This window comes from Streptomyces sp. NPDC031100, assembly GCF_055570785.1.
Window position 1 is genome coordinate 184,179 of record NZ_JBVIGN010000002.1, and the last position, 22,563, is coordinate 206,741.

Below are 22,563 nucleotides of genomic sequence, written 5' to 3' on the forward strand. Positions count from 1 at the left end.
GCCGTGGCCACGACACCCGCGCCGCCCCAGGCGCCCCCGAAACCCACCTGGGACCCCAGGAGGCCGCAGCCCCCCTTCCCATGGCTGCGCCCGACCATCCGGATACGGCTGACGCTGCTGTACGGCGGCATGTTCCTGATCGCCGGCATCCTGCTGCTGTCGATCATCTACCTCCTGGCCGCGCAGGCGATCAGCACCGGCAACCAGCCGCTGTTCAAGATCGTCAGCTTTACGCAGGGCTCGAAGCTGCAGATCACCAGCGACAACTGCCCCGCGATCGGCAGCCCGGCCAACCTGTCGCTTCCGGACTTCAACGCCGCGATCAGCCACTGCGTGGACCAGCGGCGCCAGGCGGCTCTGGACGACCTGCTCAGCCGTTCGCTGCTGGCCCTGCTGGGCCTCGCCGTGATCGCCTTCGCGTTCGGCTACGCGATGGCGGGCCGTGTGCTGTCCCCGCTGGGCCGGATCACCCGCACCGCCCGCCAGGTGGCCGGATCCGATCTGTCCCGCCGGATCGAGCTGGACGGACCGGACGACGAGCTGAAGGAGCTCGCGGACACCTTCGACGACATGCTGGAGCGGCTGGAGCGCGCCTTCACGGCCCAGCAGCGCTTCGTCGGCAACGCCTCCCACGAGCTGCGCACGCCACTGGCGATCAACCGCACGCTCCTGGAGGTGCACCTGTCCGATCCGAACGCACCGGTGGAGCTGCAACAGCTCGGCAAGACGCTGCTGGCCACGAACGAGCGCAGCGAGCAGCTGGTGGAGGGCCTGCTGCTGCTCGCCCGCAGCGACAACCAGATCGTCGAGCGCAAGCCGGTCGACCTGGCCGAGGTGGCCTCCCAGGCCATCGACCAGGTGCACGGCGAGGCGGAGGCCAGGGGCGTCAAGATCCTCGGTGAGCGCAAGCCGGCCGTGGTGCAGGGCAACGGCGTCCTGCTGGAGCGGATCGCGCTGAACCTCGTACAGAACGCGGTGCGCTACAACGTGCCGGAGGCGGGCTGGGTCGAGGTCACCACCGAGGTGGAGCACGGGCAGGCGGTGCTGACCGTCTCCAACACCGGGCCGGTCGTGCCGGCGTACGAGATCGACAACCTCTTCGAGCCCTTCAGGCGGCTCCGTACGGAGCGCACGGGCAGTGACAAGGGTGTGGGCCTCGGCCTGTCCATCGTCCGGTCCGTGGCCCGCGCTCACGGCGGTCACATCGTGGCGCAGCCCAGAGAGGGAGGCGGCCTGGTCATGCACGTGACACTGCCGCTGTGACGAGGATCCGACACGCGCGAAGGAAGTTCGCTTTGCGCGGAATTTTCGGGGTGCCCGCCGTGGTTGTGCCTGTGTGATCGATCACATGGGCGGATTTCCAGCCATGTACTCTCCGTGATCATGACAGAGGTCGTAAAGCCGGGAAAATCCTGGTTTTCAGGGCTCTTGATCACGGGAAGTACACGGTGAGGCGCCTTTGAAGTGCGACATTCGAACCGTGTACGGTCCTCACCGCCATCCAAGCCGATCACTCTTGAGGGATCGGGTTGGGTGTCGATTGAGTAACAGACCTTGATGTGAGGCAAAATCTCCGCCTCAGGTCGGGCACAAGTCCGGCCTCTCACGCGTTACGTGCGCTGGAGACACCGCAAACACCCAGAGGGGGAGAGCGACATGGCAACCGATTACGACACTCCACGCAAGACCGACGACGACGTCGACTCGGACAGCCTCGAAGAGCTGAAGGCTCGCCGGAACGACAAGTCCGCCTCCACGGTGGACGTCGACGAGTTCGAGGCCGCAGAGGGCCTCGAGCTGCCGGGAGCCGATCTCTCGAACGAGGAGCTGGCAGTCCGTGTGCTGCCCAAGCAGCAGGACGAGTTCACTTGCATGAGCTGCTTCCTGGTGCACCACCGCAGCCAGCTGGCCCGGGAGAAGAACGGTCAGCCGATCTGCCGCGACTGCGACTGAGGACGGGTCGGCCGTGACTGGCTCGACCCCTCCACGGAAGCGCCGCTTCCCCCTGCCGGGAGCGGACAAGGGGCCGTACGAAGGCCCGCACGGCGCGCGTGACGGCGAGCGAGGCTCACCCGGTGCGGGAGCCTCGCTCGAACCGGCTCCCGGCCGGGACGGCCTGCCGGAGCAGAAACCCGCGCCCGTCGCATGGCGACGGGCCGCGGTGATCCGCGACAAGGCCCGGGAGCTGGCCCGGGAAGGTGCCCGCAAGGGCGGCAGCCGCGCTCGGGCCGGTCTGGCGTATCTCGCGGACCGGATCATCGAGATCGCCCCGCGCGTCCCCGTACGCGACCTCGCGACGCTGCGTCGACAGTTCCCGGGCCTCGGGCCCGAGGAACTCGCCGACAAGCTCGTGGCAGGCGCGGCGGCCGGGACCTCGACGGTCGGGGCCGGGATCGGAGCGGCGGCGATGCTGCCCGTGCCGCCCGCCATGCCGACCGAGCTGGCCGCGGAGATCACCGGCGTCGCGGCGATCGAGCTGAAGCTGATCGCCGAGCTGTACGAGGTGTACGGCGTACGGCCGCCGGGGAGCCTGATGGCCCGCAGTACCGCGTATCTGTCCTCCTGGTCGGGGGAGCGCGGGATCGACGTGACGAAGCCGTCGACGGTCAACGCGGCCCTCGGGGGCCAGATGAAACGCGAGCTGCGTCAGCAGATCATGAAGCGGATGGTCCGGGACCTGCCCAACCTCATGCCGTTCATGGTGGGCGCGGCGGTGGGGGCGGTCATGAACCGCCGGGACACCAAGAAGCTCGCAGCGCGCATTCGCGCGGACCTGCGGAAGATCCAGGTGCCGTGGGACGCATTGCCGGAGCTGCCGCCTCTGGAGAAGCCCGCGCATCCGCTGACGGTGGACGAGCTTCCCGAGGAGTGGGGGGACTGACGTCCCCGGAACCGGCTACGCCTGCTGGTTCTTGGCCGTCTCGATCGCCTTCGCCAGGCGTTCCGGTTCCCGCGTCGACAGGTACAGGTACGGCGTCGGGTCCTCCGGGTCCGTGACGTCCACGCGCAGGGCCGTGGGGATGTAGGCGCGCAGCAGCAGGAAGGCGCGCGTGTCGGCCTTGTACGTGCGCCAGGCGCGGGCCTCCTCCGGGTCCAGGACCTCCGACCTGCCGAGTGCCGCCACCGGGATCTTCGCCTCGCCCGCGATCAGGGAGTCGCCCACGACACGGATGCGCGGGGAGCCGTAGGCGCTGGCCACCACCGCGGCCGCGGCCGTGCCGCCGACCAGGCCGCCGAGCATCGGCAGGGTGCCGAAGGGGAGCAGGATCAGGGCGAACGAGACGCCCACGAGGAAGCTGATCAGCCACCACGAGCGGGGGGCGGTGAGGCGTTCTTCGTAGGGGGTGGCGGAGAGCTGCATGGGCCCAAGCTTGGCACGGGATCCGAACTTGGCCACGATCAGGGGGAGCCGGCGCGAAGCGCTGTCGGGCAGGGCGGTGGTGGGTGACGGGTGGGCGGGTAAGGTCTGCGGCTGTGAGTGGTAGTTCCGCAGCTCTTCAGCCTCCCGCCGACGCGGTGAAACCGGTACGGCACCCCGACGCGCCCGCGCCCGGGGAACTCCTCGGTGCCCACTACGAACACTGTTTCGGTTGTGGTCCCGGACAGTCCCACGGACTGCACCTGGAGGCCCGGGCCGGTGAGGGCGTCTCGCTGACCGCCGAGTTCACCGTCCAGCCCGCCCACCAGGGCGCTCCCGGCCTCGCCCACGGCGGGGTGCTGGCCACGGCTCTGGACGAGACGCTCGGCTCGCTGAACTGGCTGCTGCGGACCATCGCCGTCACCGGCCGGCTGGAGACCGACTTCGCGCGGCCCGTGCCCGTCGGCACCACGCTGTACCTCGAGGCCGAGGTCACCGCCGTCGCCGGGCGGAAGATCTACTCCACCGCCACCGGCCGCATAGGCGGGCCGGACGGACCGGTCGCCGTCCGCGCGGACGCCCTCTTCATCGAGGTCAAGGTTGATCACTTCATCGACCACGGCCGCGAGGAGGAGATCCAGGCCGCCATGAGCGACCCGGACCAGGTCCGGCGGGCCCGCGCCTTCGAGGTGAACCCGTGAGCCACCTGAACGTGCTGATCCGGCGCATCGACCCCGACGTACCGCTTCCGACGTACGAGCACCCGGGGGACGCCGGAGCCGATCTGCGGACCACCGAGGCGTGCGAACTGGCGCCCGGTGAGCGGGCAGTGCTGCCCACGGGGGTGTCGATCGCCCTCCCGGAGGGGTACGCGGCCTTCGTGCACCCCCGATCCGGTCTCGCCGCCCGCTGCGGCGTCGGCCTCGTGAATGCCCCAGGGACGGTTGATGCCGGGTACCGTGGGGAGATCAAGGTGATCGTGGTGAATCTCGACCCGCGCGAGTCCGTGCGGTTCGAGCGCTTCGACCGGATTGCCCAACTGGTCGTCCAGCAGGTCGAGAGGGTCCGCTTCCAGGAGGTGGCGGAGCTTCCCGGCTCGGCGCGGGCCGAGGGGGGCTTCGGGTCCACCGGCGGCCACGCTGCGGTGGGCGGCGAGAGCGGCACAAGCGGTCCTGTTGCCATGGGCGGCGGGACGGGTGGGAATCGATACGCTTCGGTCGTATCCGACCGGGAAGGACAGTGACGTGTTCGGACGTCGCAAGAAGAAGGGTGCCGCCGAGGACGCGGCCGGCGAGGCCGAGCAGGTCGTCGACAGCGTCGACACCGAGGCGGACGAAGGGGACGAGGCCGAGCGCGAGCGCGTCCGGCTGGAGCCCGAGCCCCGGCCTGACGGGCCGTGGGACAGCAACGAGGTGCGCGACCCGGGTGAGGGCCGTGTCGACCTCGGCGGTCTCTTCGTGCCGGGCGTCGACGGCATGGAGCTGCGGGTCGAGGTCGCCGGTGACGCGATCGTCGCGGCCACCGTCGTGCTGCGGGACAGCGCCATCCAGCTCCAGGCCTTCGCCGCGCCCAAGCGCGAGGGCATCTGGGGCGAGGTCCGCGAGGAGATCGGGGGCGGCATCACCCAGCAGGGCGGCATCGTCGACGAGGTCGAGGGCCCGCTGGGCTGGGAGCTGCGCGCCCAGGTGCCGGTGCAGCTGCCGGACGGCACCGGCGGCTTCCAGGTCGTGCGGTTCGTCGGCGTGGACGGCCCGCGCTGGTTCCTGCGTGGTGTGATCTCCGGCCAGGGGGCCGTGCAGCCGCAGGCCGCCGGCCTGCTGGAGCAGATCTTCCGCGACACGGTCGTGGTCCGCGGCGAGGGCCCGATGGCGCCCCGCGACCCGATCGTCCTGAAGCTGCCGAACGACGCCCAGATGGTTCCCGAGGGTGTCCAGCAGGAGGAGGGCTCGCGCTTCTCCGGCGGCATGGGCCAGCTGCAGCGCGGACCGGAGATCACCGAGGTCCGCTGACCGTCACGCTCGGCCGAGCAGTTCACGGGCCGCACCCCAGACCCGGGGTGCGGCCCTTTCGCGTGCACGACCCCTTGACGGGCGATTGGTCTGTACCTACGGTCTCCGGCCAACGCCTGTGTTCATAAAGGCGCTCTACGTTCACATACGAGAACGTAGCACCCGTGCGCCGTACCCCACTGCTCGCCGTTGCGGCCTCCCTGCTGCTGGGCGCCTTCACGGCGCCCGCCGCCCACTCCGCCCCCACCACCTTCGTCCACCCGGGCGTCACCGTCTCCCAGAGCCAACTGGACTTCGTCCGCACCAAGGTGCTGGCCGGCGCCCAGCCCTGGAAAAGCGCGTACGACCAGATGACGGCGAGCCCCTACGCCGACCTGAACCGCACGCCCAGGCCCCGCGCCACCGTCGAGTGCGGCCCCTACTCCAACCCCGACTACGGCTGCACCGACGAGCGCGAGGACGCGATCGCCGCCTACACCGACGCCCTCGCCTGGTACATCACCCGCGACGCGCGCTACGCCCGGAAGGCCATCCAGATCATGGACGCCTGGTCGGGCACGATCACCAGCCACACCAACAGCAACGCGCCCCTGCAGACCGGCTGGGCGGGCTCCTCCTGGCCCAAGGCCGCCGAGATCATCAAGTACACGTACCCGGGCGGCCGCCTACGTCTACCTCGCCTCCGACGGTGACCTGCCGAAGACCGTGCCCAGCCAGAACCTGGACACCCGCGACAAGATCGTCTCCTACTGGCAGGGCCAGTCCACGTTCGTCACCGGGCTCACCCAGGAGACCTGCCGGGACTTCGTGCACACCGGCTACGGCATCTCCGCGATCTCCCACGTCGCCGAGACCAGCCGGATCCAGGGCCGGGACCTCTACGGCACCGACGTCGGCGAGCGGCTGCGGCAGGCGCTCGGCTTCCAGTCCACGTACCAGCTCGGCGCGGCCGTCCCCGGCCGGCTGTGCAACGGCTCCCTCAAACTCGGGCTCGGACCGGTCACCGAGGTCGGCTACAACGCCCTGCACAACCGCCTCGGCATCGCCATGACCAACACCCGGACCCTGACCCGGAACAACCGCCCGGCCGGCAGCAACAACCTCTTCGTCGCCTGGGAGACCCTCACGCACGGCGACAACCCGAACTGAACCGCCCATCGGCCGGGTGTCCCACGGCGATACGGGCGCCCGGCTGGTCGCCACGCACGACGCGACCCTGCGCGACCTCGCCGCCCGGGTGCTGGAGCTGCGGGACGGCGAGATCGTGCAGTACTGAGGCCGTTCGTCCGCACCCGAGCCGTCCCGCCCCGTCAGAGTTGCGTCAAAGACCCCCGTTGACCGGGCCATCGTCCCTTTCGTCCGCACCGTTGGCCGTAAGGTCGACGCTGCGTACGCAGCAGTTCTCTGGAAGACAATGGGGCCATGGCACGCGGCAAGCTTCGGATCTATCTCGGCGCGGCGCCCGGCGTGGGCAAGACCTACGCCATGCTGTCCGAGGCGCACCGCCGGATCGAGCGGGGCACCGACTGCGTCGTGGCCTACGTCGAGCACTACGACCGGCCGCGCACCGAGGTGATGCTGCACGGCCTGGAGCAGACACCGCGCCGACAGCTGGAGTACCGGGACACGACCTTCGACGAGATGGACGTCGACGCAGTGCTGCGCCGCGCCCCCGCCGTCGCCCTCGTGGACGAACTCGCCCACACCAACGTCCCCGGCTCCCGCAACGCCAAGCGCTGGCAGGACGTGGAGGAGCTGCTCGCGGCCGGGATCGATGTGGTCTCGACGGTCAACATCCAGCACCTGGAGTCGCTGGGTGATGTGGTCGAGTCGATCACCGGGGTGCGGCAGCGTGAGACGGTGCCCGACGAGGTCGTACGGCGCGCCGACCAGATCGAGCTGGTCGACATGTCTCCGCAGGCGCTGCGCCGCCGGATGGCGCACGGCAACATCTACAAGCCGGACAAGGTCGACGCGGCCCTGTCCAACTACTTCCGGCCCGGCAACCTCACCGCCCTGCGGGAGTTGGCGCTGCTGTGGGTGGCCGACCGGGTCGACGAGTACCTGAACGCGTACCGCAGCGAGCACCGGGTCTCCAAGATCTGGGGCTCGCGCGAGCGGATCGTGGTCGGCCTGACCGGCGGCCCCGAAGGACGCACGCTGATCCGGCGCGCCGCCCGCCTCGCCGAGAAGGGCGCCGGAGGCGAGGTGCTGGCGGTCTACATAGCCCGCAGCGACGGGCTGACCGCCGCCTCCCCGAAGGAGCTGGCCGTCCAGCGCACCCTGGTCGAGGACCTCGGCGGCACCTTCCACCACGTGGTCGGCGACGACATACCGGCCGCGCTGCTGGACTTCGCGCGCGGCGTCAACGCCACCCAGATCGTCCTCGGCTCCTCGCGCCGCAAGGCCTGGCAGTACGTCTTCGGGCCCGGCGTCGGCGCCACCGTCGCCCGTGAGTCCGGTCCCGACCTCGACGTCCACATCGTCACCCACGAGGAGGTCGCCAAGGGCCGCGGACTGCCCGTGGCCCGGGGCGCGCGGCTCGGCCGGGCCCGCATCATCTCGGGCTGGGCGGTGGGCCTGGTCGGCCCGGTGGTCCTCGCGCTGCTGCTGAACACCATCGACCTCGGCCTCGCCAACGACATGCTGCTGTTCCTGGCCGTCACGGTCGCAGCGGCCCTGCTCGGCGGCCTGCTGCCCGCCCTGGCCTCGGCGGCCTTCGGCTCCCTGCTGCTGAACTACTACTACACCCCGCCCCTGCACCGGCTGACCGTCGCCGATCCCAGGAACATCGTGGCCATCGCGATCTTCGTCGGGGTCGCCGTGTCGGTCGCCTCGGTGGTGGACCTCGCCGCCCGGCGCACCCATCAGGCCGCGCGGCTGCGCGCGGAGTCGGAGATCCTCTCCTTCCTGGCCGGCAACGTGCTGCGCGGTGAGACCGGCCTGGAGGAGCTGCTGGAGCGGGTCCGGGAGACCTTCGGCATGGAGTCCGCGGCCCTGCTGGAACGCCGGAGCGAGGTCGAGCCGTGGTCCTGCGCGGGCCGCGCGGGATTCGGGCCGTCCCTGGAGCGGCCCGAGGACGCCGACGTGGACATGCCGATCGGCGACACCATGGCGCTCGCGCTGACCGGGCGCGTGCTGCCCGCGGAGGACCGCCGGGTGCTGGCAGCCTTCGCCGCCCAGGCCGCCGTAGCGCTGGACCGCCGGCGCCTCCAGGAGGAGGCCGACCAGGCCCGCACGCTCGCCGAGGGCAACCGCATCCGCACCGCCCTGCTCGCCGCCGTCAGCCATGACCTGCGCACCCCGCTCGCCGGCATCAAGGCCGCCGTCTCCTCGCTGCGCTCCGACGACGTGGCCTGGTCCGAGGAGGACCAGGCGGAGCTGCTGAAGGGCATCGAGGAGGGCGCCGACCGGCTCGACCACCTCGTCGGCAACCTGCTCGACATGTCCCGCCTGCAGACCGGCACCGTCACCCCGCTCATCCGCGAGATCGACGTGGACGAGGTGGTCCCGATGGCGCTGGGCGGCGTCCCGGAGGGCAGCGTCGAGCTGGACATCCCCGAGACCCTGCCCATGGTCGCCGTCGACCCCGGACTGCTGGAGCGGTCGGTGGCCAACCTGGTGGAGAACGCCGTCAAGTACAGCCCGCCCGGACAGCGCGTCCTGGTGTCCGCCAGCGCCCTGGTGGACCGCGTCGAGGTGCGCGTGGTGGACCGCGGACCCGGGGTGCCGGACGAGGCGAAGGACCGTATCTTCGCGCCCTTCCAGCGCTACGGCGACGCCCCGCGGGGCGCCGGGGTCGGCCTCGGCCTCGCGGTCGCCCGGGGCTTCGCCGAGGCCATGGGCGGCACCCTGAACGCCGAGGACACGCCGGGTGGCGGGCTCACCATGGTGCTCAGCCTCCGCGCGGCAGGATCGCGTCCCGAGTCCCTCCCCGCCGGGGAGGCCACCGCAGAACCAGAAAGGCAGACCCTATGACCCGGGTCCTCGTGGTCGAAGACGAGCCGCAGATCGTGCGCGCCCTCGTGATCAACCTCAAGGCGCGCAAGTACGAGGTCGACGCGGCCGCCGACGGCAGGACCGCCCTCGAGCTCGCCGCCTCCCGCCACCCCGACGTGGTCGTCCTCGACCTGGGCCTGCCGGACATGGACGGCGTCGAGGTGATCAAGGGGCTGCGCGGCTGGACCCGCGTCCCCATCCTGGTCCTGTCCGCCCGGCACTCCTCGGACGAGAAGGTCGAGGCGCTGGACGCGGGGGCCGACGACTACGTCACCAAGCCCTTCGGCATGGACGAGCTGCTGGCCCGGCTGCGGGCCGCCGTGCGCCGGGCCGAGCCGTCCGGGCCGGGCGAGGACGACCTGACGACCGTGGAGACCGAGGGCTTCACCGTCGACCTGGCGGCGAAGAAGGTCAACCGCGCCGGCAGGGACGTCCGGCTCACCCCGACCGAGTGGCACCTGCTGGAGGTGCTGGTCCGCAACACCGGCCGGCTGGTCAGCCAGAAGCAGCTGCTGCAGGAGGTGTGGGGGCCGTCGTACGGGACGGAGACCAACTACCTGCGCGTCTACATGGCCCAGCTGCGACGCAAGCTGGAGGCGGACCCGTCGCATCCCAGGCACTTCATCACCGAGCCGGGGATGGGGTACCGGTTCGAGAGCTGAGCTTCAGCGAGGTGAGCTTCGCTACGGCGCTGTGAGTGCACCCCGGTACGCTTCACGTATGACTGCTGTTCCTCGTTCCGAAAAGCCGACCGGCCGGTTCCGGCGCATGCTCGGCCGACTCTCTTCCTCCCAGGAGGACCTGGAGTCCGAGGAGCTGCGGGAAGACGCCGACACAGCGGGATGCATCCGGATCGGTGACTGCCATGACCGGCAGATCGTCACCGTAACTGGTACCTTGCGCACGGTCACCCTGCGGCCACGCGCCGGAGTCCCGGCCCTGGAGGCCGAGCTGTTCGACGGCTCCGCCGCGCTGGACGTGGTGTGGCTCGGCAGGCGCTCCATCGTCGGCATAGAACCGGGGCGCAAGCTGATCGCATCGGGCCGGATCTCGATGAGCCGGGGCCGCCGCGTGCTGTTCAACCCGAAATACGAACTGCGACCCCTCGGACGGGAGTAGCCGGTGACGTCCCTCGACAAGCCGACCCAAGACGCCGGTGAGGCTCAGACCGACGACGCCCGGGCGGTGACCGAGGCCGCGCTGTTCGAGGCGTTCGGCGGTGTCCGCGGCATGGTCGAGACGGTCCTGCCGGGTCTCCTCTTCGTCGCGATCTTCACGGTCGACAAGAACCTGCACGTCTCGGCGGTCGCCGCCCTGGCCCTGTCCCTGGTGCTGGTCGTGGTCCGGCTGGTCCGGAAGGACACCGTCAAGCACGCCTTCAGCGGTGTGTTCGGCGTGGCCTTCGGTGTCGTGTTCGCGATGTTCACGGGGAACGCCAAGGACTTCTACCTGCCCGGCATGCTCTACACGCTGGGCCTGGCGCTGGCCTACATCGTCACGACCCTCGCCGGTGTCCCGCTGATCGGTCTCATCCTCGGCCCGGTCTTCAAGGAGAACCTCTCCTGGCGCACCCGCAACCCCGGCCGCAAGAAGGCCTATGCGAAGGCGAGCTGGGCCTGGGGCCTGATCCTGCTCGCCAAGTGCGCGATCCTCTTCCCGCTCTACTGGTGGTCCGACACCACCAGGCTCGGCTGGGTGCTGATCGCCCTGAAGATCCCGCCCTTCCTGCTGGCCGTCTGGCTCACCTGGGTCTTCCTGGCGAAGGCGCCCGCACCGATCGACGTGTTCGCGGAGATGGAGGCGGAGGAGAAGGCCGAGAAGGAACGCAAGGCCGCGCTGGCCGCCGAGGGCGAGCCGACGGGCGGACGCCACCGCCGGGACGCGTAGACAGCCGTCGTACGACGACAAAGGGCGCCCTTGGCATCAAGGGCGCCCTTCGTCGTCGGTTCAGCCTTCTTCCCGCCGCACCGACAGCAGTTCCTCCAGCTGTTCCTCCCGGGCCTGCGCGGCCACGAAGAGGAGTTCGTCGCCCGCCTCCAGGGAGTCGTCCTTGGACGGGGTCAGCACGCGGGTGCCGCGGATGATCGTGACCAGGGAGGTGTCCTGGGGCCACTCGACCTCGCCGACCCGGGTGCCGGCCAGGGCCGACTCCTCGGGCAGCGTCAGCTCCACCAGGTTGGCGTCCCCGTGGCTGAAGCGGAGCAGGCGGACCAGGTCGCCGACGCTCACGGCCTCCTCGACCAGGGCGGACATCAGACGCGGCGTGGAGACGGCCACATCGACGCCCCAGGCCTCGTTGAACAGCCACTCGTTCTTCGGGTTGTTCACCCGGGCCACGACGCGCGGGACGCCGTACTCCGTCTTCGCGAGCAGTGACACGACCAGGTTGACCTTGTCGTCACCCGTCGCGGCGATGACCACGTTGCAGCGCTGGAGCGCCGCCTCGTCCAGGGACGTGATCTCACAGGCGTCGGCCAGCAGCCACTCCGCCTGCGGCACCCGCTCCACCGAGATGGCGGTCGGGGCCTTGTCGATGAGCAGAACCTCGTGGCCGTTCTCCAGCAGCTCGCCCGCGATCGAGCGGCCCACGGCGCCGGCTCCGGCAATGGCGACCCTCATCAGTGACCGCCCTCCTCTTCGGGGCCTCCGGCGAAGGCCGCCTCGACCTTCTCCACGTCGTCCGCCCGCATCATCACGTGGACGAGGTCGCCCTCCTGGAGCACCGTCTGCGAGGTGGGCAGGATGGCCTCGCCCAGGCGGGTCAGGAACGCCACCCGGACGCCCGTCTCCTCCTGCAGCTTGCTGATCTTGTGGCCGACCCACTTCGGCGAGGCGTGCACCTCGGCGAGCTGGACGCCTCCGGTGGGGTCGCGCCACAGCGGCTCGGCGCCCGAGGGCAGCAGACGCCGCAGCATCTGGTCGGCCGTCCAGCGGACCGTGGCCACGGTGGGGATGCCCAGGCGCTGGTAGACCTCGGCGCGGCGGGGGTCGTAGATCCGGGCGGCCACGTTCTCCACGCCGAACATCTCGCGGGCCACGCGTGCGGAGATGATGTTGGAGTTGTCACCGCTGGAGACGGCGGCGAACGCGCCGGCCTCCTCGATGCCCGCCTCGCGCAGGGTGTCCTGGTCGTAGCCGACCCCGGTGACCCGGCGGCCACCGAACCCGGGGCCCAGTCGGCGGAAGGCGGTGGGGTCCTGGTCGATCACGGCGACCGTGTGCCCCTGTTGCTCCAGGCTCTGGGCGAGAGTGGAACCCACTCTCCCGCAGCCCATGATGACGATGTGCACGACCGTCCTTCCGGTGTCCAAAAGTTACTGCTCAGCATCAGGGTCTCAGACCGACGCCCAAAGCTACACACGAGCGGTTCGGGCAGGGCACCCCTGTGCGGGGTTTCCCGCGATCAAGGGCTGTGACCCTCGTCGGCGACCACCGGCGGATGGCCGACGGCCGACGATCGGCGAGTGATGCTGCGCACGCTGCACAGGGTCAGGATTCCGAGGCCGACCAGGGCGACGGTGGCCCCGATCAGCTCTGCGATCGCGGGCATGGGACCTCCGAAGTGCAGTGACGGGCGGGGTCTGCCATCTAGACACGCAGGGCGCACGGACCACGGAATCCGCAGTTCCGCGCGCCCGCGATTTCACTCAGGAGGCAGAACCGGGATGCCGGGTGGGCGTCAGCCAGTTCGAAGGCATACGATCCTCTGTCGTGTCCAAACTGACCGACGTGCCCAAACGGATCCTGATCGGGCGCGCACTGCGCAGTGACCGGCTGGGCGAAACGCTCCTGCCGAAGCGCATCGCACTCCCCGTCTTCGCCTCCGACCCGCTGTCCTCCGTCGCCTACGCGCCGGGAGAGGTCCTGCTGGTCCTGTCCATCGCGGGCGTGTCGGCGTACCACTTCAGCCCGTGGATCGCGGTCGCGGTCGTCGTGCTGATGTTCACGGTGGTCGCCTCCTACCGGCAGAACGTGCACGCGTACCCGAGCGGCGGCGGCGACTACGAGGTGGCCACCACCAACCTCGGTCCCAGGGCCGGCCTCACCGTCGCGAGCGCCCTGCTCGTCGACTACGTCCTGACCGTCGCCGTCTCCATCGCCTCCGGCATCGAGAACCTCGGCTCCGCGGTCCCCTTCGTGGTCGAGCACAAGGTGCTGTGCGCGGTCGTCGTGATCCTTCTGCTGACACTGATGAACCTGCGTGGCGTGAAGGAGTCGGGCAAGCTCTTCGCGATCCCGACGTACGTCTTCGTCGGCGGCGTCTTCATCATGATCGCGTGGGGCGCCTTCCGGGGCCTGGTCCTCGGCGACACCATGAAGGCACCGACCGCCGACTACCACATCAGGGCCGAGCACCAGGGCCTCGCGGGCTTCGCGCTGGTCTTCCTGCTGCTGCGGGCCTTCTCCTCCGGCTGTGCCGCGCTCACCGGCGTGGAGGCGATCTCCAACGGCGTGCCGGCCTTCCGCAAGCCCAAGTCGAAGAACGCGGCGACCACGCTCGCGCTCATGGGCTTCCTGGCCGTCACCATGTTCTGCGGCATCATCGCCCTCGCGATGTCGACCAAGGTCCGCATGGCCGAGAACCCGGCCACCGACCTGATCCGGGGCGGCATCCCGGTCGGCTCCGGCTATGTCCAGAACCCGGTGATCTCCCAGGTCGCCGAGGCGGTCTTCGGCAAGGGCAGCTTCCTGTTCATCGTCCTCGCGGCCGCCACCGCCCTGGTGCTGTTCCTCGCGGCGAACACGGCGTACAACGGCTTCCCGCTGCTCGGCTCGATCCTGGCCCAGGACCGTTACCTCCCGCGCCAGCTGCACACCCGCGGCGACCGCCTCGCCTTCTCCAACGGCATCGTGCTGCTCGCGGGCGCGGCGATTCTGCTGACCTTCATCTACGGCGCCGACTCCACCCGCCTGATCCAGCTCTACATCGTCGGCGTGTTCGTGTCCTTCACGCTCAGCCAGACCGGCATGGTCCGGCACTGGAACCGCCACCTGGCGGTGGAGGAGGACCCGGCCAAGCGCCGCCACATGATCCGCTCGCGCGCGATCAACGCGTTCGGCGCGTTCTTCACCGGTCTGGTGCTGGTCGTCGTCCTGGTCACCAAGTTCACGCACGGCGCCTGGGTCGCCCTGCTGGGCATGGTCATCTTCTACGCGACGATGACCGCGATCCGGAAGCACTACGACCGCGTCGCCGAGGAGATCGCGGCCCCCGAGGGCCCCACCGACGACAGTGTCCGCCCGTCCAGGGTCCACTCGGTGGTACTGATCTCGAAGATCCACCGCCCGACGCTCCGCGCCCTCGCCTACGCCAAGCTGATGCGCTCGGACACCCTGGAGGCGCTCACCGTCAACGTCGACCCGGCGGAGACCAAGGCGCTGCGCGAGGAGTGGGAGCGGCGCGGGATCGACGTACCGCTGAAGGTCCTGGACTCGCCGTTCCGCGAGATCACGCGGCCGATCATCGAGTACGTCAAGAGCCTGCGCAAGGAGTCCCCGCGTGACGCGGTCTCGGTGATCATCCCCGAGTACGTGGTGGGCCACTGGTACGAGCACCTGCTGCACAACCAGAGCGCCCTGCGCCTCAAGGGCCGGCTGCTCTTCACGCCCGGCGTGATGGTGACCTCCGTCCCCTACCAGCTGGCGTCCTCCGAGGCGGCCAAGCTGCGCGCCCGCAAGCGGCAGGAGTGGAACGCGCCGGGTGCGGTACGCCGCGGCCCCGCGGCGGAGCGGCCGAAGGAGCCGGCCGCCAAGGACTGAGACGGGCAGGGAAGGCCGTAGACTGGTGGGCTGTTGTCAGCCCCACCGGCTGCGGCCGCTTCCTTTTCCCGACCTCCTTTCCCCGATCTCCTTTCCCCGATCTCCTTTCCCCGTTTCCCTTTCCCCGTTTCCCTTTCCTCGATTTCCCTTTCCCGATCTGGAGTCACCCCACCATGCAGGCAGAACCGACCAAGTCTCTGGTGGGCGAGGAGTACGAGGTCGAGATCGGCCCCGTCGCCCACGGCGGCCACTGCATCGCCCGTACCTCCGAGGGCCAGGTGCTGTTCGTCCGGCACGCGCTGCCCGGCGAGCGGGTGGTGGCCCGGGTGACGGAGGGCGAGGAGGGCGCACGCTTCCTGCGCGCGGACGCCGTCGAGATCCTGGAGGCCTCCAAGGACCGCGTCGAGGCTCCCTGCCCCTTCGCCGGCCCCGGCCGCTGCGGCGGCTGCGACTGGCAGCACGCCAAGCCGGGCGCCCAGCGCCGGCTGAAGGGTGAGGTGATCGCCGAGCAGCTCCTGCGGCTCGCGGGCCTCACGCCCGAGGAGGCGGGCTGGGACGGCACGGTGATGCCGGCCGAGGGCGACAAGCTGCCGGCGGGCCAGGTGCCGCAGTGGCGCACGCGCGTGCAGTACGCGGTGGACGCCTCCACCGGCAAGGCCGGCCTGCGCCGGCACCGCTCGCACGAGGTCGAGGTGATCGACCACTGCATGATCGCCGCGCCGGGCGTGACCGAGCTGGGCATCGAGAAGCGCGACTGGACCGGCATGGAGTCGGTGGAGGCGATCGCGGCGACGGGCTCGCAGGACCGCCAGGTGATCCTGACCCCGCGTCCGGGCGCCCGCCTTCCCCTGGTGGAACTGGACAAGCCGGTCTCCGTCCTCCGGGTCGACGAGAAGTCCGGCGGCATCCACCGCGTCCACGGCCGCCCCTTCGTCCGCGAACGCGCGGACGACCGCACCTACCGGGTCGGCAACGGCGGCTTCTGGCAGGTCCACCCGAAGGCGGCGGACACCCTGGTGACCGCGGTCATGCAGGGCCTGCTGCCCCGCAAGGGCGAGATGGCGCTGGACCTCTACTGCGGCGTGGGCTTGTTCGCCGGGGCGCTGGCCGACCGCCTCGGCGAGAAAGGCGCGGTCCTGGGCATCGAGTCCGGCAAGCGGGCTGTCGAGGACGCACGGCACAACCTCGCCGACTTCCCCCGGGTCCGCATCGAACAGGGCAAGGTCGAGTCGGTCCTCCCGCGCACCGGCATCACCGAGGTCGACCTCATCGTCCTCGACCCCCCGCGCGCGGGGGCGGGCCGCAAGACGGTCGAACACCTCACCTCCCTGGGCGCCCGCCGCATCGCATACGTCGCCTGCGATCCCGCTGCGCTCGCCCGGGACCTGGGGTACTTTCGCGAGGGCGGGTATCGGGTGCGGATGCTTCGGGCGTTCGATCTGTTTCCGATGACCTCGCATGTTGAGTGCGTCGCCATTTTGGAGCCGGTTAAGTAGGACGTCTGACCTGCGGTTTCGCGGTGTTCGTCGGCTACTCGATCTGTTTCCGCTCGTCCAACGGATTAAAGGCGACGATCGTCTGTAAAGGTCGCCCGACCTGCGGAGGGCGGGTGTAGCGACAGCGGTGCAAGCTGTGTCCGTGCTTCCTCGGGCTGCTGACGCTCGCAGGACGCTTGTTCGGTGGAGTCGGCTCCACTCGGCAGTACGGCGCGACCAAGATCGATGTGATTCGGTCAACTCCTGCCAGTCATGGGTGCGGGCTTAGGACAGTGCTCGGTGATGTACATGGTGCTTCCGCAGCCCACGAGCCCATGCGCATACGCCGCGCTTGCCGACCCGCTCGCGAATAGCCTGCAGGATGCCAGCGGTGAGGATGACGGAGATGCCGCTGCTGGGTCCATCGCCGGGGAAGGTTTGCGAGGCCGAGCGAACGCAGGCTGGGCGCCGGCGACACCCCGAGAGCGAGGCACAACCTCCGGCAGGCGGGGAGACAGCTGACATGGAGACCCTGCTTCTGCTGGCGGGGGCTCCGCTGGCGGGTAGGTGACCAGGACAGGGTGGAAAGCCTTGTGCCACAGGCAGCCGATGCCGGCCGCGTCAAGGCAATGGCCTAGTCGGCCTCCCCTGGGTGCTGTCAGGGATGGCGACCGAGCCGAACAAATGACCGGCCGCGTCCTACACCGAGGAAGCCCCCGAGCATGGGAGCCTGCTCGGCGAAGCCGTGGAGCAACGCGGCGAGCCGGGCGAAGCGAGGTCGGTGTGCCGAAAAGCGGTGGCCGTAGAGGCGACACCGATCTGGCGCGGCTGGCCCGGATCGCCCAAGGCCTTGGCGAGCACGATGAGTCCGCCCTGCTGCTGGAGGGAAACGCTCTTGGTCGGCTACGTCGACGCCGCAGCGTGGTGCTGGTCCGTGACAGGGCCGGGAATGCCCGAGGAGTCGCGCCCCTCGTACGGCGCATCGCAGAGCGAGGTGATGACTCGGGTATCTGAGGCTGGCTGAGGACCGGGAGAACGCCGACGGGTTGGCTGGACTGCGCCTGTGTGGGAACGGCTCCCTGCAGACCCTGGTGAGTCTCGCATACATGCTTGGGAAGGCCGTGTGGACGGACAAGCAAGGCGAGATCGAGGCAATGGCGGGGTGCGCGACTCATGCCGACTTCCGGGGGTGTTGTTGTCGCTTGCCGACCGTCGAAAGCGGCCGAGTGATCGCGGTGCGGCCGATGCCGAGGACGGGACATGTGCCGTGACTCTGGCGAGGGCCGGGGAGAACGGTCTGGAGCCGTACGGTTCGCCATCGAGGGCTGTGGACATGGACCGAGGGAGGGACGCGGCGAAGCCTGAACGAGGGAAGACGCCTCGCTCACCCTCCGGCGAACACTCCATCAGGCGGCGACTGCGTGTCTTCACCACGGACCTCACGGACCGGCCGCGCAGCGGCTCGCACCTTGACGAAGGCCGTTCAGGCTGCCGCCGCGACGCCGACGCCGGTCCGATCAAGAGCCAGTCGGTCGTCAACTCCCAGCGGTGGTGGACTTCGGGCGTGCCTGGAGTGCGTGTAGGCCGGCGGTCACGGTGACCAGGATCCTCTGGGCACGCCGACTCCGTGTGAATCGAAATCGGCTGACCTCCAGCCGTTTCTGAAGGCCAGCGACGGCCGAGATGCCGGCTGCCCTGCGTTTAGAGGCCGTCGCCAGTAGCAGCCGGGCGGGGCCTCCGGGGTGTCCGAACGGCCGATGGCCGCGGCGAGGCAGTCGCCCGATGGTTGGTGGTGACTGCCGCCTTGTGGCCTTGACGCCGCCCCAACTCGGTCCCAAGGAAGCCCGGCACGGATGGTTCAGGAGCGTACCTGAGCCGATTTGGAGTTCTGGTCGGGCACACGGGCCTGACGTGCGGTGCGACGTGGTGACAAGGGCATCTTGTCACTGTCCGGGTCGGCTGATTCGTGCTGCACCTCGATGAATCTGCGCGCCGAGCCAGCGCGGACGACTTCGGGCATACGCTCGTTGGGTCGGAAGTATGCCATCTCCCAGACCCCGTCAGAGATCCATAGATTCCACGTCTTGAGCAGCAGTCCCAGCTGAAGTGAGCTGACCGTGTTGCCGCGTCGTGGCCGGGCCGGATTCTGAAAGTATCGGCGAACAACCCATCTGGGGTCGGCTGTATCCAGGTGGGCTCCGGAGATCAGGCCCTGGAAGAAGTCGTCCGCGTGCGAGGTGCTCCCACCGTCCCGGTGGACCAGGTACGCGCATGCCAGTGACGCTGCGGGGGCGGAGTACACGCCGCTCTTCAAGGCGGCCATCAGAGGCAGGAAGTCCGGCAGATCGGAGTACTCCGACCGGAAAAATCTTACGATCTCGGCATTGGTATAGATAACAGACCGCCATGCGGGCCAGGCAACCTTCTTGCGTTCGGCATCGTAGAGTCGCAGCAGCCGGACGGTCGAAGAGATGTCTTTGCGGTGCCGCTCGACCCCCATCAGGGACAGCGCGACGGCGGCGGAGCGCGCCTTGCCGCAGTCCATAGTGGTGGCTGTCTGGTGTGGCACATCCCGGGCGACAAGGAAGCTGCGGGGCGTCTTGCTGATGATTACAGCTTCCAGGCGGTGCTGTCCCTGGATTGCGGCTCCATGACTGCACAGAGACAGGACGTCGGGGTTGTAGTCGTCCCAGCTACCGTTGCACATGTCACGAGCGAGCCGTCGGGCGTGAGAGGAATCCAGCTTGCGCGGGTTGCAGCCGTGCAAGCGGGTTCTCTCAAGGATTACGGCTGCCGCAGCAGGGGTGACGATCTCACGCACCGGCAAGGGGAGCGGTGCAGAGGAGGACATGCTCTCGTCGTTCATGTCAGACTCCGATGGGATCCGAGGTAGAGGCGATTCGGTGGCTTTTGCCGTAGCGACGGTTCGTGTCTGCGCAGTCCGGAGCGGGCTCACGTCGCTCGAGCGGGTGACCTTGCTTTGTGGGAAGTGAGCCCGGCGCGGTGGGTAATGCCCGCCTTTGCCGACGGCTCGGCTTCCTTCTCTGCATCGAGAACGGGGCACGGTTGACGGCGAGGCGGGCGGTGCACCGTCAGCTCGGCATGGACCGGTATTCAGTGGCTGGCGGTGTCAGTCCGTATGTTTATGGAGGAAGCCGAAGGTTCCACTGAATGCACAGACTCCTGCGGCCAGCCCGGACAGCGGATTGCCACTGGCGGACGCCGCGATGCAGCCCACGCAGTTGGCAAGGGTGACCGCGGCGCACAACACGAGGAGGGTGCGCTGTTTGAACAATGCATTGTGCCGAGCCACTCTCAGAGGGGTGCTCTCGGGAGGCTGCAGGTGCGAAGGGACGTTGCAGAGCGGTGAATTTGCGTCCGGTTGAGGGACAGCATCGTCAGGGGTCCTGCGCCAGCGTGAAGTGGCTCCGGACCTGGAAGAGTGACTCATGACCGTGTTTTTCCTTTCAGGGGACACACGGGAAGGTGGTGGGAGCCCTCTCTCGAAGGGCTCCCACCTTCATATGATCAGTCGCACCACCCCAGATCAATGTCTGTCGCGCGAATCGATGTCGTGGCGTGACCACGTGAAACCGGGTGGCGCAATGAGGTGTGGCAGGTGTGACCATTCGCTCAATGCCGGCGCTACGCCGGAGACGGTCGACCGCGGCTTGCTGGCAGCCCTGTCAAAAGACGTTCTGCCTGCGCCAGCGTGTTCTTGCCCGGTTCGATGAGCGTCGGGCTCCACCGACGTCCCGCCGTCCTCGGCATGGAGCGGCATCACCACGAAATCACTCCTCGTTGCGCGGCCCGCTGCACCGGTAAGGCCGTGACAGCAGTCCGTCCCGGCTTACTGGTCGCAGCGACACTCCGCGGTGGCCTCGCCGCAGGAGGCGACCAAGCATGCCGGCCGGCCGCTCGGGGCAGAGCCGAAGGCTCCTGACGCACGTCCACGTCGATGTCCAAGCCGGCAACCACGTCCGAAGCTCGGCAGGGCATAGCGTTGCGTGTCCGCCCGTCAAAGCCTTGGTGTCCAGTAGTGCTTCTTGAACAGGTCGTGCAGGGTGAGCGGCCAAACGCCATCGCCGTGTCCGGAATGTGCCTCTCATGCGGGGAAGCCCTCTTCCAAGGGCAGGTGCATCATGCCCATCGTCTGTCCGGGAACGGCGGCTCGGTCCGCAGCTCGGCGGCATGGAATGACGGGTCCGTCCTCGCTCGGATTCCTGAAGGCTTGCTGCGCTTGTGCAGGACATGGCGCGTCGGCATTGACGATGTCGGGCATGCGTTGTGTCGCGCGAAAGTTGGCGATCTCCCAGGTCTCACCGGTGACCCAGAGGTTCCACGTCTTCAGGAGCAGTCCCAGGTGGAGGGGGCTGGTGATGTTGCCGCGTCGTGGCCGGGCCGGGCTGTGGAAGTATCGGCGGACAACCCATCTGGGGTCGGCTGTGTCCAGGTGGGCTCCGGAGATCAGGCCCTGGAAGAAGTCGTCCGCGTGCGAGGTGTTCCCGCCGTCTCGGTGGACCAGGTACGCGCATGCCAGTGACGCTGCGGGGGCGGAGTACACGCCGCACTTCAGGGCGGTCATCAGCGGCAGGAAGTCCGGCAGGTCGGAGTACTCCGACTGGAAGAACCGTACGATCTCGGCATTGGTGTAAACGATTGACCGCCATGCGGGCCAGGCAACCTTCTTGCGTTCGACGTCGTAGTTCTGCAGCAGCCGGATGGTCGAAGAGATGTCCTTACGATGACCGTCGACGCCCACTAGGGACAGCGCGGTCGCAGCCGATCGAGCCTTACCGCAGTCCATCGTTGTTGCCGCACCGTGTGGCACGTCCCGGGCGACAAGGAAGCTGCGGGGCGTCTTGCTGATGATTACAGCTTCCAGGCGGTGCTGTCCCTGGATTGCGGCTCCATGACTGCACAGAGACAGGACGTCGGGGTTGTAGTCGTCCCAGCTACCGTTGCACATGTCACGAGCGAGCCGTCGGGCGTGAGAGGAATCCAGCTTGCGCGGGTTGCAGCCGTGCAAGCGGGTCTTCTCAAGGATTTCGGCTGCCGCAGCAACGGTGACGACCTCGCGTACGAGATCAGGCAGCGCTACGGTAGCGGGCGCGGCGTCTTCGGTCACGGTCAACTCCGGTTACGTGCTGAATGCAGGGCGAGCCGGAGCGGTCACCGTCCCGACTTCTACGACCGATCGGGTGACCGTTCTCCGAATTGGCGTCACTTGGCGCGGTGACCTGAAGCACGGCAGGAACGCGGCGGCGATGTATCACATCGGGCAGCTTCATCTCCCGCAAATGCCTAGTTCATCGAGCATGCGAGACGTTGTCGCAATAGTGACGGATGGCGCACTGTCAGTCGGTGATGACACGCATCGCAGCGGTAGCTAACCGCCCACGTACGAAGGAATAGCACGAGTGCCGTCTTGGACAGATCGAGGAGCCAGTCACGCCACCGGCCACTGGATCCGATTCCAGGGCGGCTTCCGTCGGCCCACGTTCGACTTCGACACCGATGACGGGGAACCGGCCTGTCGATCCACCGACCTGTTCCGCGACCAGGAGGGGCACCAGAGGCGGACGACGTGCCAGAGCCGCAGGGCGATGCGGCGACGACGGAGGTCGTAGCGCACTCGGGTGCGCTGTTTCGCGTCTCTGCCAGGACTGGTGCACCACGCTGTCGACCGGACCAGGAATTACACGGGCAATCTCTTCAGCGACCTGCTCCAGGGCCTCTCCGGGATCGTCCAGAACGCGGAGGCCTCTGGGCGCCGCCGACGTATTCGTCCTCGACGGGGAGATGGACCTTCTGATGCCCATAACGGCGCTCCGGCACGGCCGACGAACGTGCTAGCTGTGGCCTTGCCGTGGCAGTCGAGCAAGGCTGACCAGGCTGAGATGACAGGGCGGTTCGGGATCAGGCGCAGAACACTGCACTCGCTCCCGCCCCGACTCCTGTC

The 22,563-nt window shown here is 68.9% G+C and carries 18 protein-coding genes and 2 pseudogenes; 14 read left to right on the forward strand and 6 right to left on the reverse strand.

The window, feature by feature from the left end; all coding sequences use genetic code 11:
* Positions 1 to 3 precede the first annotated feature (3 nt).
* From ACZ5DS_RS05160 to ACZ5DS_RS05170, 3 genes are all read left to right on the forward strand, one after another.
* Complete coding sequence (locus ACZ5DS_RS05160) at positions 4 to 1,263, forward strand: sensor histidine kinase (RefSeq protein ID WP_468234290.1); 1,260 nt, start codon at positions 4 to 6, stop codon at positions 1,261 to 1,263.
* A 393-nt stretch (positions 1,264 to 1,656) separates the two neighbouring features.
* The gene (locus tag ACZ5DS_RS05165) at positions 1,657 to 1,953 is read left to right on the forward strand and encodes a DUF4193 domain-containing protein (protein WP_468234293.1); all 297 of its coding nucleotides are present in this window, start codon (positions 1,657 to 1,659) and stop codon (positions 1,951 to 1,953) included.
* 13 nt (positions 1,954 to 1,966) lie between these two features.
* Positions 1,967 to 2,881: a hypothetical protein gene (locus tag ACZ5DS_RS05170; protein WP_468234295.1), complete on the forward strand. Its 915-nt coding sequence runs from the start codon at positions 1,967 to 1,969 to the stop codon at positions 2,879 to 2,881.
* A gap of 15 nt (positions 2,882 to 2,896) precedes the next feature.
* Here ACZ5DS_RS05170 and ACZ5DS_RS05175 read toward each other — a convergent pair whose 3' ends face one another.
* Positions 2,897 to 3,361: a DUF3093 domain-containing protein gene (locus ACZ5DS_RS05175; protein WP_468234297.1), complete on the reverse strand. Its 465-nt coding sequence runs from the start codon at positions 3,359 to 3,361 to the stop codon at positions 2,897 to 2,899.
* A 113-nt stretch (positions 3,362 to 3,474) separates the two neighbouring features.
* Between ACZ5DS_RS05175 and ACZ5DS_RS05180 the strand changes: the two genes are divergently transcribed.
* From ACZ5DS_RS05180 to ACZ5DS_RS05220, 9 genes and pseudogenes are all read left to right on the forward strand, one after another.
* Positions 3,475 to 4,059, forward strand: coding sequence for a PaaI family thioesterase (locus ACZ5DS_RS05180; protein ID WP_468234299.1), 585 nt, complete (start codon positions 3,475 to 3,477; stop codon positions 4,057 to 4,059).
* Between the two features lie 5 nt (positions 4,060 to 4,064).
* The gene (dut, locus tag ACZ5DS_RS05185; protein WP_468235088.1) at positions 4,065 to 4,601 is read left to right on the forward strand and encodes a dUTP diphosphatase; all 537 of its coding nucleotides are present in this window, start codon (positions 4,065 to 4,067) and stop codon (positions 4,599 to 4,601) included.
* A gap of 1 nt (position 4,602) precedes the next feature.
* Positions 4,603 to 5,367: a DUF3710 domain-containing protein gene (locus tag ACZ5DS_RS05190; RefSeq protein ID WP_468234302.1), complete on the forward strand. Its 765-nt coding sequence runs from the start codon at positions 4,603 to 4,605 to the stop codon at positions 5,365 to 5,367.
* A 164-nt stretch (positions 5,368 to 5,531) separates the two neighbouring features.
* A pseudogene (locus tag ACZ5DS_RS05195) lies at positions 5,532 to 6,516 on the forward strand (alginate lyase family protein).
* Positions 6,517 to 6,559: 43 nt separating this feature from the next.
* A pseudogene (locus tag ACZ5DS_RS05200) lies at positions 6,560 to 6,643 on the forward strand (ABC transporter ATP-binding protein); the annotation flags it as partial.
* A gap of 146 nt (positions 6,644 to 6,789) precedes the next feature.
* Entirely contained in the window at positions 6,790 to 9,345 is a 2,556-nt protein-coding gene (locus ACZ5DS_RS05205) for a sensor histidine kinase (RefSeq protein WP_468234304.1), read from the forward strand.
* Positions 9,342 to 10,028 carry a response regulator gene (locus ACZ5DS_RS05210; RefSeq protein WP_468234307.1) on the forward strand — a complete coding sequence of 229 codons (687 nt, stop codon included), beginning with the start codon at positions 9,342 to 9,344 and terminating at the stop codon, positions 10,026 to 10,028. The genes ACZ5DS_RS05205 and ACZ5DS_RS05210 overlap by 4 nt, the downstream gene beginning before the upstream one ends.
* A gap of 58 nt (positions 10,029 to 10,086) precedes the next feature.
* Positions 10,087 to 10,485, forward strand: coding sequence for an OB-fold nucleic acid binding domain-containing protein (locus ACZ5DS_RS05215; protein WP_468234310.1), 399 nt, complete (start codon positions 10,087 to 10,089; stop codon positions 10,483 to 10,485).
* 3 nt (positions 10,486 to 10,488) lie between these two features.
* Entirely contained in the window at positions 10,489 to 11,253 is a 765-nt protein-coding gene (locus ACZ5DS_RS05220) for a DUF3159 domain-containing protein (RefSeq protein WP_468234313.1), read from the forward strand.
* A 60-nt stretch (positions 11,254 to 11,313) separates the two neighbouring features.
* Here ACZ5DS_RS05220 and ACZ5DS_RS05225 read toward each other — a convergent pair whose 3' ends face one another.
* The 3 genes from ACZ5DS_RS05225 to ACZ5DS_RS05235 form a co-directional block, all read right to left on the reverse strand.
* Complete coding sequence (locus ACZ5DS_RS05225; RefSeq protein ID WP_468234316.1) at positions 11,314 to 11,985, reverse strand: potassium channel family protein; 672 nt, start codon at positions 11,983 to 11,985, stop codon at positions 11,314 to 11,316.
* Positions 11,985 to 12,656 carry a potassium channel family protein gene (locus ACZ5DS_RS05230; protein WP_468234319.1) on the reverse strand — a complete coding sequence of 224 codons (672 nt, stop codon included), beginning with the start codon at positions 12,654 to 12,656 and terminating at the stop codon, positions 11,985 to 11,987. The genes ACZ5DS_RS05225 and ACZ5DS_RS05230 overlap by 1 nt, the downstream gene beginning before the upstream one ends.
* 113 nt (positions 12,657 to 12,769) lie before the next feature.
* Positions 12,770 to 12,916 carry a hypothetical protein gene (locus tag ACZ5DS_RS05235; RefSeq protein WP_468234321.1) on the reverse strand — a complete coding sequence of 49 codons (147 nt, stop codon included), beginning with the start codon at positions 12,914 to 12,916 and terminating at the stop codon, positions 12,770 to 12,772.
* 161 nt (positions 12,917 to 13,077) lie between these two features.
* Between ACZ5DS_RS05235 and ACZ5DS_RS05240 the strand changes: the two genes are divergently transcribed.
* Both ACZ5DS_RS05240 and ACZ5DS_RS05245 read left to right on the forward strand, forming a co-directional pair.
* Positions 13,078 to 15,126: an APC family permease gene (locus ACZ5DS_RS05240; RefSeq protein WP_468234324.1), complete on the forward strand. Its 2,049-nt coding sequence runs from the start codon at positions 13,078 to 13,080 to the stop codon at positions 15,124 to 15,126.
* Between the two features lie 173 nt (positions 15,127 to 15,299).
* Positions 15,300 to 16,622, forward strand: coding sequence for a class I SAM-dependent RNA methyltransferase (locus ACZ5DS_RS05245; RefSeq protein ID WP_468234326.1), 1,323 nt, complete (start codon positions 15,300 to 15,302; stop codon positions 16,620 to 16,622).
* Between the two features lie 1,837 nt (positions 16,623 to 18,459).
* Here ACZ5DS_RS05245 and ACZ5DS_RS05250 read toward each other — a convergent pair.
* Together ACZ5DS_RS05250 and ACZ5DS_RS05255 are read right to left on the reverse strand one after the other, a co-directional pair.
* The gene (locus ACZ5DS_RS05250; protein ID WP_468234328.1) at positions 18,460 to 19,467 is read right to left on the reverse strand and encodes a hypothetical protein; all 1,008 of its coding nucleotides are present in this window, start codon (positions 19,465 to 19,467) and stop codon (positions 18,460 to 18,462) included.
* A 1,239-nt stretch (positions 19,468 to 20,706) separates the two neighbouring features.
* Entirely contained in the window at positions 20,707 to 21,729 is a 1,023-nt protein-coding gene (locus tag ACZ5DS_RS05255; RefSeq protein WP_468234330.1) for a hypothetical protein, read from the reverse strand.
* Between the last annotated feature and the right edge of the window lie 834 nt (positions 21,730 to 22,563).

Bases quoted from the DNA above. Each gene is read 5' to 3' on its own strand.
- ACZ5DS_RS05250 (WP_468234328.1), bottom strand. From the start codon at position 19,467: ATGAACGACGAGAGCATGTCCTCCTCTGCACCGCTCCCCTTGCCGGTG.
- ACZ5DS_RS05215 (WP_468234310.1), top strand. From the start codon at position 10,087: ATGACTGCTGTTCCTCGTTCCGAAAAGCCGACCGGCCGGTTCCGGCGC.
- ACZ5DS_RS05165 (WP_468234293.1), top strand. From the start codon at position 1,657: ATGGCAACCGATTACGACACTCCACGCAAGACCGACGACGACGTCGAC.
- ACZ5DS_RS05225 (WP_468234316.1), bottom strand. From the start codon at position 11,985: ATGAGGGTCGCCATTGCCGGAGCCGGCGCCGTGGGCCGCTCGATCGCG.
- ACZ5DS_RS05245 (WP_468234326.1), top strand. From the start codon at position 15,300: ATGCAGGCAGAACCGACCAAGTCTCTGGTGGGCGAGGAGTACGAGGTC.
- ACZ5DS_RS05175 (WP_468234297.1), bottom strand. From the start codon at position 3,361: ATGCAGCTCTCCGCCACCCCCTACGAAGAACGCCTCACCGCCCCCCGC.
- ACZ5DS_RS05210 (WP_468234307.1), top strand. From the start codon at position 9,342: ATGACCCGGGTCCTCGTGGTCGAAGACGAGCCGCAGATCGTGCGCGCC.
- ACZ5DS_RS05205 (WP_468234304.1), top strand. From the start codon at position 6,790: ATGGCACGCGGCAAGCTTCGGATCTATCTCGGCGCGGCGCCCGGCGTG.
- ACZ5DS_RS05235 (WP_468234321.1), bottom strand. From the start codon at position 12,916: ATGCCCGCGATCGCAGAGCTGATCGGGGCCACCGTCGCCCTGGTCGGC.